We start from the raw sequence: 14018 nt of genomic DNA, 5'->3' as shown, positions 1-14018 counted from the left end.
CCGCCGCGTCGAACTCGACTCCGTCGATACTCATCAGCCGCCAGGTCCGCAGGAACGCCCCGATCGTGTCCGGGTCCGCGACCGGGGCCGCGACCTGGGAGAACAGGTGGGCCAGCGGTTCGGGGCCGAGCCGTTGACGGGCCTGGGTCAGCCCGCCCGAGGTCGGTTCCCAGCCCTCCTCGAACCGGCCCCAGTCCGCGAGTGTTCCCGCGAGACGGGCCGCGACCTCCTCGTAGTCCTCGTCGCCGAACAGTGCCAGCGCCATCACGAACAGCACGACGACCCGGGGTGGGATCTTCCCACCCGCCCGTTTCGCGGCCTTCCCGGTGGCCTCGATCGCCTCGTCGATCTCGTCCCGGGACACGAACGCGGTCAGCACACCGAGTGAGATCCAGTCCGTCAACCGGCCGTCGACGACCGGGCGATCATCTGCCACAGACCGTGATCATGCCGGCAACCAGGACGAACACCCAGCACCGACACACCACAACCCTGAAGATCAACTTAGGCTAAGTGGCATTAGATCTTGTCCGGCAGCAGCGGCAGTTCGAAGCTCCGGATCCTGCGACAGGCTCCTCGGAACCGGAATGCGGCGCTACACCGGAATGCGCGGATGCTACGACGACCAGGCCGGGCGGGCGGCGTCGCCGGTCCCCCGCCGCGCCACACCGGGGCGGCGCCGCTGGATGGGCCGTTCGAGCAGGTAGTACGACGCCGAGGCCAGGCCCAGCGAGATCAGCCCGACCACCAGGATCGCCGGCCACCGACCGACCGCGACGGTCAGATCGCGGCCCCAGTGGGCGACCACGGGGAAATGCCACAGGTAGAACCCGTAGGAGATCCGCCCGAGCCAGGCGAGGGGCCGCACCGCGAGCACCTGGAACAGCCAGCTGGACGTCGCCCCCATCTCCAGCGCGAGGATGACGACTCCGGCGAGCAGGGCGACCATGGTGTACCCGCCGCGGGCGAGCGCTGTCGGCCGCGGGCCCCAGCCGCTCGGCGCCGCCACCATCGCCACCGCGAGCAGCACGAACGCGACCGCCCCCACCACCGGCAGCACCGCCACCGGACGCACCGACACCGGCCAGGACGCCGGCCACGCGAAGGTCGGACGCACCCATACCGGACGCACCGTCTCGGGACGCACCGTTCCGGGCGGCACCGCTTCCTGAACCACGGGCACGGCGGCATCCTCGGGACGTCGTTGACGGCCAGGCAGCACCGTCCCGCGATCGCGGGCTTCCCCGGCCTCCCCGGCCTCCCCGGCATCGCGCCGGCGGGCGCGCAGCCAGGCGGCGAGGGCGCAGCCGACCAGCAGGGCGTCGGCCCGGGTGTCCAGGCCGAAGTAGGTCCGCGTCCCCGACGCACCGGAGGCGTTCAGCACGTCGCGCCACAGCATGACCGCGACCACGCCGCCCAGCAGGACCGCGGGAAGCCGGCGGTCGATCCACGGCCGGCGGCACAGCACGAGCAGCAGCAACGGCCAGAGCAGGTAGAACTGCTCCTCCAGCGACAGCGACCAGGTATGCCCGAGCCAGCCGGCCCCGGTGTTCTGCTGCACCACCTGGAAGTAGTTGTTCACGTACAGCATGGCGGCGGCCAGGGTGTGCAGGAACTCATCCCGCTCACCGGCCGTGCCGGCGCCGAGCACCACGACCGCGGTGAAACCGACGAGGGCCAGCAGCCAGAACGCGGGCAGCAGCCGGTAGGCGCGCCGCAGGTAGAACATCGGCAGGGACACCCTGCCGGTCCGATCCCGCTCGGCCAGCAGCTGGCGGGTGATCAGGAACCCGCTGAGCACGAAGAACACGTCCACGCCCAGGTAGCCGCCGGGCAGCGCGTCCATGTGGAACACGAGCACACACAGCATCGCGAGCGCCCGCACACCATCCAGCGCAGGGTTGTACCCGGTACGCCGGGTCGGAGCCCCCGCGCGCCGCGCCGCCGTGTCCGGCGGGACGGGCCGCTCCCGAGGTCCGTCCACGCCGGTCGGACCGGTGAGACCAGGCGGGCGGGAGGGACTGGGCAGGCGAGGCGCCCCGGAACCGGCCAGGCTGGAACCGCCCGGGCTCGGCAGGCTGGGCAGGCGGCTGCTACCGGCACGATCAGCCGGCACGACCGCCGGTCTCGGCTTGCCGGGTGCCCTCGGTGGCGCCGGGCCGGCCAGCAGGACGCCTCTCGCGCGATCCGCTGACACCGGACCACGGCGTGCCGTCTGGTCCAGACGACGCGATCGGTTTTCCAGGTCGTTCGCGTGCTTCGCCATCCGCACTCCTCCGAGAGCAGCCGAGCCGTCCGTCGCCCCGCCTTCCGCCCCCTTCTATCCGGCCAACCTTGGCGCCAGCTGTCAGGTCGCCCTGGCAGGGGCGATCACGAAGCCACCAGCCGCGAACCCACGACGGTGCCCACTACGAGCGACAGGTTGCTACCCAGCGCATCGATCAACACTCTCCGACGAGCAGGTTCCAACCCGTCCCGACGCCGACGCCGGTGCCGGTGCCGGTGCCGGTGCCGGCAGCTCACCCATCCGGCGAGAGATCACGACCGGTCACGGCATCCACCATCATGATCATGATGGTGGATGCGTCACGGGATCGAGTAAGCACATGCTGTGAGCTGCGGTAACGTCCGACCGATGATCGAATGTCGAGGGCGGAGCTGGGCGGCGACCAGACGGCCGCTACCGGGTCAGCCGTCCGACGGGCCCGCGCCGAACGCGACGCGCAGGCCCGCGACGCAGGCGGCGGGCCTCGTCGCCGGGACCACCACACAACCGCGGGTGGTCAGCGGCGGGTCCACCGGGAGCACCGCGACCCGGGTCACCTCCGACGTCGGCACCGTGTCCGCGTGGAGCAGCGCCCAGCCCGGGGAGCCGTTCGCCAGCTCCAGCAGGACGTCCGCCGTGCTGCCGGTGGGCCGGCCGAGCCGGGGCTCGAAACCCGCGTCGCGGCAGGCGTCGAGGACGAAGGCACGCAGCAGCGGGTCGCACTCCCACGACGGCAGCCGTAGCGGGAGCGCGGCGAGATCACGCAGGCGCACGGCGGACTGCCCGGTGGCCGGGTGCCCGGCCGGCAGCGCCGCCACCAGCGGTTCGGGCCACAGGTCGATCACCTGGAATCCGTCGCCGGATGGGGCGAGCCGCAGCAGCGTCATGTCCAGCTCGCCCCGGGCCACCGCCGCCGGCTGGTCGATGACCGGCATGCCGACCAGTTCGAGCTCGACATCGAAGTCGGGGTGGGCCTGCCGGAGTCGTTCCAGGCCGCGGTCGAGCCGCGGACCGAGCCCGGGGTTGGCCCCCACCCGCAGGACGCTCATCGGCGCGGATGTGAGGTCGCCGGCGACGGCTGTCACCCGGTCGGCCGCGGCGAGCGCGGCGCGCGCCTCGACGAGCAGGCGATCACCTTCCGGCGTGAGCCGGACCCGCCGCGACGAACGCTCGAACAGGCGCAGGCCCAGCTCCCGCTCCAGCCGGCGCACCTGCTGGCTCACCGCCGGCTGGGCTATGTGCAGGCGGTCGGCGGCTCGCCCGAAATGCAGCTCTTCGGCGACCGTGACGAAGTAACGAAGCTGCCTGAGTTCCACGTCCGCCTGCCCTCCCCCGGTAACCCAGCCACCGGTGCCGGTGCTGCCGGTGCCCGTGCTGCCGGTGCCCGTGCTGCCGGTGCCGGCATCTCGCCCATCGATCATCTTTCCTTATCGCTGCGCGTGGATGCCGGCCCTTGGTCCGCGGTGATCCGCCCCGTTGACTGGACGAACCCGGCCGGACGGACCCGTCCGGCGCGCGGGAGAGACACGGAGAAGGCGGATTACATGCGAATTGGGCTGTGGCTCGACGACGACCAGCTGTCGGTCGGCGAGATCACGCAACGGGCACACGAGGCGAGCAAGGCCGGATTCAGCTCGGTCTGGCTGAGCGAGCGCGGCGGCTGGGACCCGCTGACCCTGCTCACCGCCATCGGGCCCCTGCCGGCCGGCACTCCGGTCGGGACGTCCATCGTGCGGACGTACCCTCGGCACCCGCTGGCGCTGGCAGCCCAGGCTCTGACCGCGCAGGCCGCCACCGGAAACGGGCTCCTCCTCGGCCTCGGCCCGGGCCCGCAGCCCATCCTCGAAGGTCAGTACGGCTACGGCACCGCGAAGCCGGTCGAGAACCTGCGCGAGTACCTGTCGATCCTGCTCCCACTGCTGCGCGGGGAGCAGGTGGCCCACGACGGCCCGGCCTGGCACGCGGCCGGCGCGCTCACCCTGCCGGCCGACCCGGCCCTCCCGGCGCCGCCGGTCTACCTCTCCGCGCTCGGCCCCCGGATGCTGGCGCTCACCGGCGAGGTCGCCGACGGAACGCTGACGACCTGGACCGGTCCGCGTTCCATCACCGACTATGTGCTCCCGGCCCTGACCCGCGCCGCCGAGGCGGCCGGGCGCGGGCGCGTTCCGGCCGTGATCGCCGGCGTGTGCGTCGGCCTGACGAACGATGTGGACGGCCTGCGCGGCTGGGTTCACGAACAGTTCGGCGCGGCGATCGGCCTACCCAGCTACCGGGCCGCGTTCGAGCGCGAGGGCGTCGCCGGCCCGGCCGACACGGTGCTCGCCGGCGACGAGACGGCCCTGGAGCGCGAGATCGACCGGTTCGCCGCGGCAGGAACCACCGAACTGCAGATCATCCCCTGCGGCACACCGGCGGAGAAGGAGCGCACGATCACCTTCGCCGCCGAGCTGGCCACCCGGTTCGGCAACGATCACTCCTGACCTCCGACCCTCGGAGCAGCGTCACGTGACCGTCTGACTCCGGGTAGTCTCGTCGGCGGCTGGCCGCTGGGCGCCAGGTCACGGTCCGGGAGGTCGTCATGCAACGTCTCGACATGGCCAGCGTCGTCCCCGAGGCCTACAAGGCCGTGATGCACCTGGAGAAGCACGTCCGGTCAGCCGTCGACGGCACCGTCCTGGAGCTGGTGAAGCTGCGGGCGTCGATCCTGAACGGCTGCGCCTTCTGTGTGGACATGCACAGCCGCGACGCGCTCGCCGCCGGCGAATCAAGCCGGCGGCTGTTCTCCGTCGCCGCCTGGCACGAGTCACCGTTCTTCACCGAACGGGAACGAGCAGCCCTCGCCCTGACCGACGCCGTCACCCGGCTCGGCCCGGACGGCGTCCCCGACGACGTGTGGAACACGGTGACCAAGGTCTGGACCGAACAGGAAGCCGCCAACCTCATCGTGGCCATCGCGACGATCAACGTGTGGAACCGCTTCGCGGTCACCACCCGAACCCCACCACCCACCACCGTCTGACCTGCGGGCCGGACGGCCGGCACCCAGGTCGACAGCGGGGACGGCGCCGCATGCAGCCAGTCACGCCGGGTCATCCCGGTTGATCCGGGCACCGGGCGCCGGCCGCGCCGAGGACACCGCAGAAGGTCCTGCGCTGCACCTGCCAGCCGGCCGCGGTCAGCACCGCCTCGCCGAGCAGGTCGTCCCCCCGCAGGTCGCCGCCGACGACGTCGTACAGCAGTGCGGCGTGGCCGGGTTCGACGAAGAGGATCTCGCCGACGGTGACCGACCTGGTGGCGGTGACCTCCGGGCGGTCCCGCCGGAGCTGTTCGACGGTGCCGCGCAGCTCGGCGCCGCCGTCGACGGCGGCGAGCACCCGATCGAGGTCGGTGGCGATGAACGCTTCGGCGTAGGCGGCGCGGATCCGGGCCATGGCCGCCCGCGGATCCGCGGGCTCGGCCCCGGGCCGGCCCGTCTGCCCCGCAGGCCGTACTTTCAGCTGGTCGTAGGCCCGCCCGTCGCGTGCCAATGTCACGTCAAGGTTGGTCGACAGATCCACCTTGTCGGGGTCGAGGTCGACCTCGCTGGTGGTGGTGCCGAGGTCGGCGGTGCAGGTCTCGCCTTCGACCGTCTCGACCGAGATCCGCAGCGCGTGCGGGTTCACGATCTCGATCTTCGTCGGTCTGGCCGGGCACGAGGAGGAACCCAGCAGGCTCAGCGCCAGGACGCCGCCGGGGAGCAGCACCGCGGACGGCCGCGTGCCGTCCTGGCTGGCCTGCAACGCCTCCCAGCGCACGGCGACGCTCTCCCGCAGACGCTGGGCGAAGACCCGGTCCTCGCGGCCGTCGCGCTGGGCCAGCATGGGCAGCACCGCCAGGGCGGCCAGCATCGCGGCCACCGCGCCGAGGGTCGGTAGCCAACCACCCCGTCGCCGAATCCACAAAGACGTCACGTGCCCTTGGACGCGCTCGGCCGCCGCCCGGTTCACCCGCTCAGGGAGCTCAGGAAGCGCCGTTCCGGAGCTCCGCCAGGGGGACAGCAACCGGTGCATCCAGTGAACCTTCTTTTTCATCGACCGAAGACGGCGGTATCGCTTGTGCATCTGCAATTGCATCTGCCATTTCAGCCGTCCAGAAGGCCGCCTACATGCGACGACTACTTTCGGTCGAGATTTGACCAGCAAATTGACACCCAGTGACACCCGAGGGGAATCCGCAGGTCAGCACACCGCCCAGAGAAAGACGTCGGACACTCGACATTCAATTACATTGTAGTCAACATCACTTTCGATTGCGGCACAGCATTAGAGGCATGATCCTTTGATTCGACGAACTGCCCCTTGTCGGATCGAAAGTGAGAGATTAATGAAGCACCTCAGGCGTTCCTCCGTCGTCGTTGGTTCTCTCGGAATAGCTATTTTGGCGGGATGCGGCAGCGGAGGTGAGAGGGTAGCAGTCTCCGCAGTTGGCGCTACACAGCCCCGTGAGCCAGGTGCGCCATGCACCGAGGTTGATGTTCAGGCAAGGCTTGCCGAAATGCGCGCATCCAAGCGGGAGCTTCAAACGACACCCCCAGCGAGTGCCGGGCAGCCTGGAGCTCAAATTGCGAACCCCGGCGATCACGTCTACGCCTCACTTCCCATAGACATAACCGGTCCCGGAAAATACACGCTCAAGTTCGGTCCGGTCGACGAAGGCTTCGACTACCCGAAGATTCAGAAAGCGTTGTCATTCCTTCCCGCCGACGACTCCACCGCTCAGGTGGGACACCCGGACAGCATTGAGATGACCACCGACCCCGACGGCAGGCGCTACCTGAAAGCCGCTGTAACCATCGAGAACATCAGCCCATGTACGTCTTTTGTAATGTTTATCGCATAGCACTTTCAGAAATCACGGCTGGATCAGGTTGTCGTCAGCAGTGTCTTGCCGATCGCGGTGCGGGCTTCGATGGCGGCGTGCGCCGCGGCGGCGGCCTCCAGCCTGAAGGTCTGCCCGATCGTCGGGCGCAGGGTTCCGGCCGCGGTGAGCCGAAGCGCCTCGGCCGCAAGGGCGAACAGTTCGTCGCCGGTGGCGCCGATCGCGCCGAGCGGCACGATCGTGATGTGCCGCGCCGCGGCGTCGGCCTGGTCGATCCTGCCCCAGCGCCCGCCCGCGGCGCCGTGGGGCAGATAGCGTCCGCCGGGGCGGACCAGCGGGAACAAGGCCTCGGTGATCGTGGAACCGACGCCGTCGAAGACCACGTCCACGCCGTCGGGTGCCAGCCCGGCGAGCTTCCGTTCCCAGCCGGCGGCGCGGTAGCTCAGGGCGTGGTGGGCGCCGAGAGCGCGCGCCTGGCCGAGTTTCGCGTCGGCGCCGGCGAGCCCGATGACACGCGCGCCGCTGGCCGCGGCGAGCTGGACGAGAAGGCCACCGACTCCGCCGGCCGCCGCGGTCACCACGACGACCTCGCCGGCCCCGGGGTGGGCGGCGCGCCGCAGCCCGAGCGCGGTGCGGCCGTCCGCGAGCACGGCGGTGGCCTCGTCGAACGTCAGCTCCGCGGGGACACGGTGCAGGTCGCCCGCTCGGGCCAGGGCGGCGGAGGCATAGCCGCCGCTACCCCCGGTGGTGGTGACGACCCTCGCGCCCAGCCAGGCCGGGTCGACGTCCGCGGCGATGGCGTCGACGACACCCCCGACGCCGTTGCCGAGGATCACGGGAAAGGTCACGCGGGGGCCGAGTGAGGTGCCGGCGCGCAGCTGGGTGTCGATGAAGGTGATGGCGGCGCGTTCCACCGCGACCCGGACCTGCCCGGGGTCCGGCTCCGGGTCGGGCAGCTCGACGGGGCGCAGCACTTCGGGGCCGCCGGGACGGTCGGCGATTACGGCGCGCATGACACACTCCTGGGAGCTTCGACGGGACCTGGGCGACTGGCGTGACGACCAGGCAGGAAGGCGGCCGGAACGAACGTCACCGCGGCGAATCCGAGAATCCACCAGAACGTGACGGCGAACGCGGCGCCGGCCTCCGTCCCGGCCGCGGTGGTCTGGCTTTCGAGGATGAGCGCGACGACGACGGTGCCGAACGATGCGCCGAGCCGCTGCACGACGTTGGTCAGGCTGGTTCCGCGGGCGAACGCGGCGGGTTCCAGGTCGCGGTAGCTCGCCGCCGAGACCGCGACGCCGAGTGACCCGATCCCGGCGCCGAGCAGGAAGATCGCCGCGGACAGGGTCGTGATGGCGGCCGCCGAGCCCGTCGACGCGATCAGGGTGATACCGGCGCAGGCGAGCACCACGCCGAGCACCGCGACCCCCCGCGGGCCGGTCCGGTCGACCCGTCGCCCGATGACCGCGAGCGCGAGCATCGTGCCGACTCCCTGGGGCACCAGGAGGAGGCCGACCTCAGTTTCGGAGAACCCGTGGACGCGCTGGTAGAACAACGGCAGCAGCAGCATGGGCCCGTACAGGCAGAGCCCGAACAGGAACATCGCCGTGGTGGCGGCCGCGAACGACCGCAGCCGCAGCAGGCCGACATCCAGGAGTGCCCCGCGGCCGAGCCCGCGGGCATGGAGCACGAAGACGCCCAGCAGGAGCAGACCCGCCGCGATCAGGACGCCGGGCGGGACAAGCGCGTCGATCTCGCCAGGGACCGCGGAAAGCCCGGCGAGGATCGAGACCGCCGCCGGAGTCAGCAGGAGAACACCGACCCGGTCCAGGTGAGCGTGACTGTCATCGGTGGCCACCCGGAGATACCGATGGGCCAGGAGGAGGGCGGCGACGCAGACCGGTACGTTGACCAGGAACAGCCACCGCCAACCTCCCAGGCCCAGCAGCAGGCCGCCCAGAACCGGCCCGAGAATCGGGGCCAGCTGGCCGGGGATGCCGACCAGGCCCATGACCCGACCGATGCGCGTCGGACCGGCCGCCCGCGCGAGGATCGTCTGCACCAGTGGCAGGACGAGGCCGCCGCCCAGGCCCTGGACCACCCTGAAAACGATCAGGCTCTCGATCGACCCGGCCAGCGCGCACAGCACGGATCCGAGCAGGAACATCGAGATCGCGCCCAGCCAGACGCGCCTGCCGCCCCACCGATCGACCAGCCAGCCCAGTAACGGGATCACCGACGTCATCGCAAGCAGATAGCCGCTCGTCGCCCACTGCGCCACCGCGACCGTCGTATCGAAGGTACGTGCGACGTCGTCGAGGGCGATCGCGACGATCGTCGTGTCCAGCAACGCCGCCTGGGCGCCGAGCAGCAACACGGCCATCAGCCGAAGCAGGTCGCGATCCAGTGGTGGCACCCGGGACGAAGCCAGGGAGGTTGTTGGCATGCCAACAATATGCCCGAGATTCGTTGGCATGCCAACAATGTGAGATAGGCTGACACCATGGCGAAGGCGTCGCGCGGCGAGGATGCCGCGGCATCGCACCGCGAACCATCACCGCACGCTCCTCACACACCTCGCGTACCTCGCGCACCTCGCGAGCCGGGGCGGCGGCACGTCGGCACGACCATTGACGGCGCGCCGCTCGGCTCACTGCTGCTGCAGACCATCCGGGTCCACGCCCGGCTGGGCGACGATCTGCTGCGGCGCGTCGGCGTGACGACACCCCACGAGATCGTGCTGCTCTACCTCGACGAGCACGGGCCCGTCCCCCAGACCGAGCTGGTGCACTACCTCGGCCGGGACCGCTCGACGGTCACCGCGACGCTCCAGGCCATGGAACGCGCCGACCTCGTCGCCCGGACCCCGTCACCCGACGACCGGCGCACCATGATCGTCAGCCTCGCCCCGCGCGGTCGCGACCTCGCCCCCGCCGCCCGCGCGGCGTGGCACGAGCTCGAGCGCCACACCGCCAGCCAGCTGACCGCCGCCGAGCACGAGCAGCTCGTCGCCCTGCTCACCGTCGTCCGCGACGCGCTCGACGACATCGTGGATCCTCGGTAACAGGCCGAACCGACCAGGACCGGACCGGCCTGGCGGTGTCAGAAGCGTTTCAGGCCGCGTCGACCGCGCAGGCGCTACCGGTCGCCCACGGCTACCGTCAGCCCGTGAGGGCACCCGGGCCGGCCCCCTACCCATCGGCGGCGAACCCGAACGTGGTGCTCGCCGTGATGTCGGCGTGTGTCGTCCTGGTCGTCGGCATGGTCGCCGCGGTCAACCTGGCGGTGCCCGACATCGCCGCCGGCGGCCTGCACCCGTCCGCGGCCGCGCTGCTGTGGATCGTCGACACGTACGTCATCGTCTTCGCCTGCCTGCTGATCCCCGCCGGTGCCGTCGGTGACCGCTTCGGGCGGCGGGGAACCCTGCTGGTGGGCCTCGCGGTCTTCGCGGTCGGCGGCGCGGTGTCCGCCTGTGCCCCGGTGGTCGCCGTCATGCTCGTCGGCCGGGCGATCACCGGCGCCGCGGCGGCCTGCATCCTGACCAGCACGCTCGCCCTGATCATCAACGTGTTCCCGGTCGAGCGCCGGCAGGCGGCGGTCGGCACGTGGGCCGCCATGACGGGCGTCGGTGGCGTCGTCGGCAACGCCGCGGGTGGACTGGCGGTGCAGCTCGGTTCCTGGCGCACCCTGTTCGCCGCCGTCGTCCCGATCGCGCTGATCCTGCTGGCGCTGGCCGCGCGGACCACACCCACTCCACCCCGGCAGCCACATCCCCTCGACGTCGCCGGCACGGTCGGTCTCACCGCGTCGTTCCTCGCCCTGCTGTACGGGATCATCGAGGGGCCCGAGCGGGGCTGGGTGACCGCGCCGGTGCTCGGCGCCTTCGCGTTCGCCGCGGCCGGCCTCACCGCCTGGACCTGGTACGAGCTGCGCCGGGCTCATCCGCTGCTGGACCCGCGGGTGTTCGCCATTCCCCGCCTGCGCGCGGCGACGCTCGGCATGCTGGTCGCCTTCTTCGGCCTGTACGCCCTGTTCTATGTCAACGCCCAGTACCTGCAGTACGGAAAGGGATACTCCGTACTGGTCGCCGGCCTCGGAATCGTTCCGATGGCGGTGGCGATGGTGATCGTCGCCCAGGTGAGCGTCGGGCTTGGCGACCGGATCGGCCACCGTGCGGTCGCCGGGCTCGCCCTCGGATCGATCGTGGCCGGACTGCTCCTGCTCTCGACGGCCACTCCGGACACGCCCTACCGGTTCTACGTGATCTTTCTGCTCATCGTCGCGGCCGGTTGCGGGCTCGCCCTTCCCGCGCTGTCGAACGGGATCGTGCACGCGCTGCCGCCCGCGCAGGCCGGGGTGGCCGCGGGCATCAACAGCACCGCCCGTGAGCTGGGCAGCGCGCTCGGGGTCGCCGCCGTCGGAACCGTCCTGGTCTCACGCTTCACCGGCCAGCTGCCCGCCGTACTGCGCGAACCGGCCGGCGCCGACACCCCGCGCACCGTCTCCGCGGCGCTCGCCCGCCTCGACGCCAGGGGGACCGGCACCCGCACCGGCACCGGCACCGGCGCCCCGCCGGACGCGCACGAGGCCGTCGTCCATGCCTTCACCTCCGGGATGGACACCGGGTTGCGGGTGGTGGCCGTGATCGTGCTGGTCGCGGCCATCGCGGTTGTCACCTGGCATCCGTCCCGGAAAGCCCGGGAACCGGTGCGCAGGTGAAGGACTACCGTGTACGGATGAGGCCGTCATGCCGGCGGCCCTGGGCACAGATCCGGTATCGGTACCGGTACCGGCTCGGCGTCCAGCCCGAGGTGAGGAGCGCACAGATGCTGCGTGTCGGCGACACCGTGCCGGACTTCGAACTCCCCGACGAGACGAACACCCCGCGCCGGCTTTCCGCCCTGCTGGCGGATGGCCCGGTCGTCCTGTTCTTCTACCCGGCGGCGATGACCAAGGGCTGCACCGCGGAGAGCTGCCACTTCCGGGACCTCGCGGCGGAGTTCGCCAAGGTCGGCGCGCAGCGGATCGGTATCAGCCCCGACACCGTCGCCAAGCAGAAGGAGTTCTCCGACAAGCACGCCTTCGACTATCCGTTGCTGTCGGACGCCGACGGTGTCGTGTCACGGATTTTCGGCGTGAAGCGGTCGATCGACCTGCTGCGGGTCAAGCGCGCCACCTTCGTGATCGGTACGGACCGGGTCATCGTCGAGGCCATCGTCAGTGAGCTGAACATGAACACGCACGCGGACAAGGCGCTGGCCGCGCTGGGCGGATAGGCGAGACCGTTCGCGGGACGTCCCGTCCCGGCGCTCCTTCGGATCAGGCGACTCGGCGGCTCCGCCGCGCCCGTCGGTGGGCGATGCCGGTCAGACACCGCTGGCTGCGGCTCAACGCTCCTCAGAGCGCCCGACGCCGAGTTCGGGAAGGCGCTGCGCCAGGCGATCCCGCAGCCGGGACAGGACGTCGATACGTTCGTCGAGCGAGGCGAGCCGCCTGGCCGCCACCGCCAGCGCGTCCTCGCACATGGGGGCCGCGCGGAACCGCTCGGGCAGCGGGCGGTCGAGAAACGCCAGAAAGGACCGGATGTCCTGCAGGGTGAACCCGCATTCGGCGAGAGTGCGGATGTTCTCGACCCGGGTCACGTCGTCGCGACCGTAGCGACGATAGCCGCCCGGTGTGCGGGTCGCGCTCAGCAGCCCCTGTTCCTCGTAGTACCGCAGGGTCCGGGTTGTCGTCCCGACCTCCGCCGCCAGTTCACCAATGCGCACGACCACCATCTTCTCCCCCGCCGCGCCGGCCGAGAATGACCTACGCCTACCAGGGAAGACGGACCACGATCTTTCCGGTGTAGGCGCCGTGCACCATGTCGACAAAGGCCTGCGCGGCATTGTCGAGCCCGTCGACGACTGTCTCGTCCAGCCGAATCCGCCCGTCCCGCAGCCAGCCGCCGACCTCGGTGTCGATCACCCGGGCCCGGGCGAGATGGTCACGCGTCAGGAACCCCTGCAGGGTGAGCCGCTTGGCGACGGCGAGGACCAGGTTCGAAGGCCCGGGCTGGCCTGGCCCGTGCTGCGACGCGAGCGCGCCGCACAGCACGATCCGACCACGTGGATTCATCACCTCGATCGCCGCCTGCAGCTGCGCACCGCCGGTGTTGTCGAAGTACACGTCGAGCCCGTCGGGAGCGATCTCCCTGAGCCGGTCGGCGGGCGGGCCGTCGTGGTAGTCGAACGCCGCGTCGAAACCGAGCTTTCCGGTCAGGTGAGCGACCTTGGCCGGTGTGCCGGCACTTCCGACGACCCGACCGGCGCCCCTGCACCTGGCGATCTGGCCGGCGAGCCCGCCGACCGCGCCCGCGGCACCGGAGACGAAGACGGTCTCCCCGGCGGCCAGCCGGGCGACGTCGACCAGGCCGACCCAGGCCGTCAGATGGGGTGCGAGGTGCGCGGACAAGGTCGGGAACGCCTCCGGGTCGACGCGGGTGAACGAGGCCGCGTCGGCCAGCGCGTACTCACGCCATCCCCTCGTGTGACGGACGAGATCACCTACCGCGAGTCCCGGACCGGTGCCGGCGATCACCTCGCCGATGGCATCCCCGTCCATCGCCTCGCCCACGGCATACAGCGGCAGCGGGACGCCCACATCGCTCATCCGCAGCCGCATGCCCGCCTCCAGCGACAGCACGCGGTTGCGTACGAGCACCTGGCCGACGGCCGGTTCCGGCACCACCGCCCGTACGAGGGTGAAGTCTGCGATGGTCGGCCTGCCGACCGGTCGGGCCGCGAGACGGACCTCCAGGCCCGTCCGGTCACCACCTGATGCTCTCGGGCTTGCCGGCCGGCGGTTCGGATGCTGAGTGTTCATGCGGCGCACGCTAGACATTGACGTCCAC

14 protein-coding genes are annotated in these 14018 nt (G+C 71.1%); 6 read left to right on the top strand and 8 right to left on the bottom strand.

Annotated elements, in window-relative coordinates; translation table 11 throughout:
• From FREUN1FDRAFT_RS23555 to FREUN1FDRAFT_RS23545, 3 genes are all read right to left on the bottom strand, one after another.
• Positions 1-436: IS4 family transposase (locus tag FREUN1FDRAFT_RS23555; protein ID WP_006542726.1), on the bottom strand; the 436-nt coding region annotated here is incomplete at its 3' end.
• A 180-nt stretch (positions 437-616) separates the two neighbouring features.
• The gene (locus FREUN1FDRAFT_RS23550; protein ID WP_006542725.1) at positions 617-2266 is read right to left on the bottom strand and encodes an acyltransferase; all 1650 of its coding nucleotides are present in this window, start codon (positions 2264-2266) and stop codon (positions 617-619) included.
• A gap of 422 nt (positions 2267-2688) precedes the next feature.
• Complete coding sequence (locus FREUN1FDRAFT_RS23545) at positions 2689-3687, bottom strand: LysR family transcriptional regulator (protein ID WP_006542724.1); 999 nt, start codon at positions 3685-3687, stop codon at positions 2689-2691.
• 123 nt (positions 3688-3810) lie between these two features.
• On the opposite strand from FREUN1FDRAFT_RS23545, the gene FREUN1FDRAFT_RS23540 reads away from it, so the two are divergent.
• Complete coding sequence (locus FREUN1FDRAFT_RS23540) at positions 3811-4746, top strand: TIGR03564 family F420-dependent LLM class oxidoreductase (RefSeq protein ID WP_006542723.1); 936 nt, start codon at positions 3811-3813, stop codon at positions 4744-4746.
• A 98-nt stretch (positions 4747-4844) separates the two neighbouring features.
• Positions 4845-5285, top strand: a complete 441-nt coding sequence (locus FREUN1FDRAFT_RS23535; RefSeq protein ID WP_006542722.1) for a carboxymuconolactone decarboxylase family protein — start codon at positions 4845-4847, stop codon at positions 5283-5285.
• A gap of 70 nt (positions 5286-5355) precedes the next feature.
• On the opposite strand, the gene FREUN1FDRAFT_RS40055 is transcribed toward FREUN1FDRAFT_RS23535, so the two are convergent.
• The gene (locus FREUN1FDRAFT_RS40055) at positions 5356-6315 is read right to left on the bottom strand and encodes a hypothetical protein (RefSeq protein ID WP_006542721.1); all 960 of its coding nucleotides are present in this window, start codon (positions 6313-6315) and stop codon (positions 5356-5358) included.
• Between the two features lie 313 nt (positions 6316-6628).
• On the opposite strand from FREUN1FDRAFT_RS40055, the gene FREUN1FDRAFT_RS44155 reads away from it, so the two are divergent.
• Positions 6629-7144, top strand: a complete 516-nt coding sequence (locus tag FREUN1FDRAFT_RS44155) for a hypothetical protein (protein WP_157475224.1) — start codon at positions 6629-6631, stop codon at positions 7142-7144.
• Between the two features lie 23 nt (positions 7145-7167).
• On the opposite strand, the gene FREUN1FDRAFT_RS23525 is transcribed toward FREUN1FDRAFT_RS44155, so the two are convergent.
• Both FREUN1FDRAFT_RS23525 and FREUN1FDRAFT_RS23520 read right to left on the bottom strand, forming a co-directional pair.
• Entirely contained in the window at positions 7168-8136 is a 969-nt protein-coding gene (locus FREUN1FDRAFT_RS23525) for a zinc-binding dehydrogenase (RefSeq protein ID WP_006542719.1), read from the bottom strand.
• Positions 8124-9572: a DHA2 family efflux MFS transporter permease subunit gene (locus tag FREUN1FDRAFT_RS23520; RefSeq protein ID WP_157475222.1), complete on the bottom strand. Its 1449-nt coding sequence runs from the start codon at positions 9570-9572 to the stop codon at positions 8124-8126. The genes FREUN1FDRAFT_RS23525 and FREUN1FDRAFT_RS23520 overlap by 13 nt, the downstream gene beginning before the upstream one ends.
• Positions 9573-9629: 57 nt before the next feature.
• Here FREUN1FDRAFT_RS23520 and FREUN1FDRAFT_RS23515 point away from each other — a divergent pair, with 57 nt between their 5' ends.
• From FREUN1FDRAFT_RS23515 to FREUN1FDRAFT_RS23505, 3 genes are all read left to right on the top strand, one after another.
• Entirely contained in the window at positions 9630-10190 is a 561-nt protein-coding gene (locus FREUN1FDRAFT_RS23515) for a MarR family winged helix-turn-helix transcriptional regulator (protein WP_006542717.1), read from the top strand.
• Between the two features lie 35 nt (positions 10191-10225).
• Complete coding sequence (locus FREUN1FDRAFT_RS23510) at positions 10226-11845, top strand: MFS transporter (RefSeq protein WP_006542716.1); 1620 nt, start codon at positions 10226-10228, stop codon at positions 11843-11845.
• 107 nt (positions 11846-11952) lie between these two features.
• Positions 11953-12402: a peroxiredoxin gene (locus FREUN1FDRAFT_RS23505; protein ID WP_006542715.1), complete on the top strand. Its 450-nt coding sequence runs from the start codon at positions 11953-11955 to the stop codon at positions 12400-12402.
• Positions 12403-12513: 111 nt separating this feature from the next.
• Here FREUN1FDRAFT_RS23505 and FREUN1FDRAFT_RS23500 read toward each other — a convergent pair whose 3' ends face one another.
• Positions 12514-12903 carry a MerR family transcriptional regulator gene (locus FREUN1FDRAFT_RS23500; RefSeq protein ID WP_006542714.1) on the bottom strand — a complete coding sequence of 130 codons (390 nt, stop codon included), beginning with the start codon at positions 12901-12903 and terminating at the stop codon, positions 12514-12516.
• A 37-nt stretch (positions 12904-12940) separates the two neighbouring features.
• Positions 12941-13990: an NADP-dependent oxidoreductase gene (locus tag FREUN1FDRAFT_RS23495; protein ID WP_157475220.1), complete on the bottom strand. Its 1050-nt coding sequence runs from the start codon at positions 13988-13990 to the stop codon at positions 12941-12943.
• Positions 13991-14018: the final 28 nt, after the last annotated feature.

This window comes from Parafrankia sp. EUN1f (assembly GCF_000177675.1).
Taxonomy (GTDB): domain Bacteria; phylum Actinomycetota; class Actinomycetes; order Frankiales; family Frankiaceae; genus Parafrankia.
Note: the sequence above shows the minus strand (reverse complement) of the source record. Positions and strands in the feature narration are given on the sequence as shown.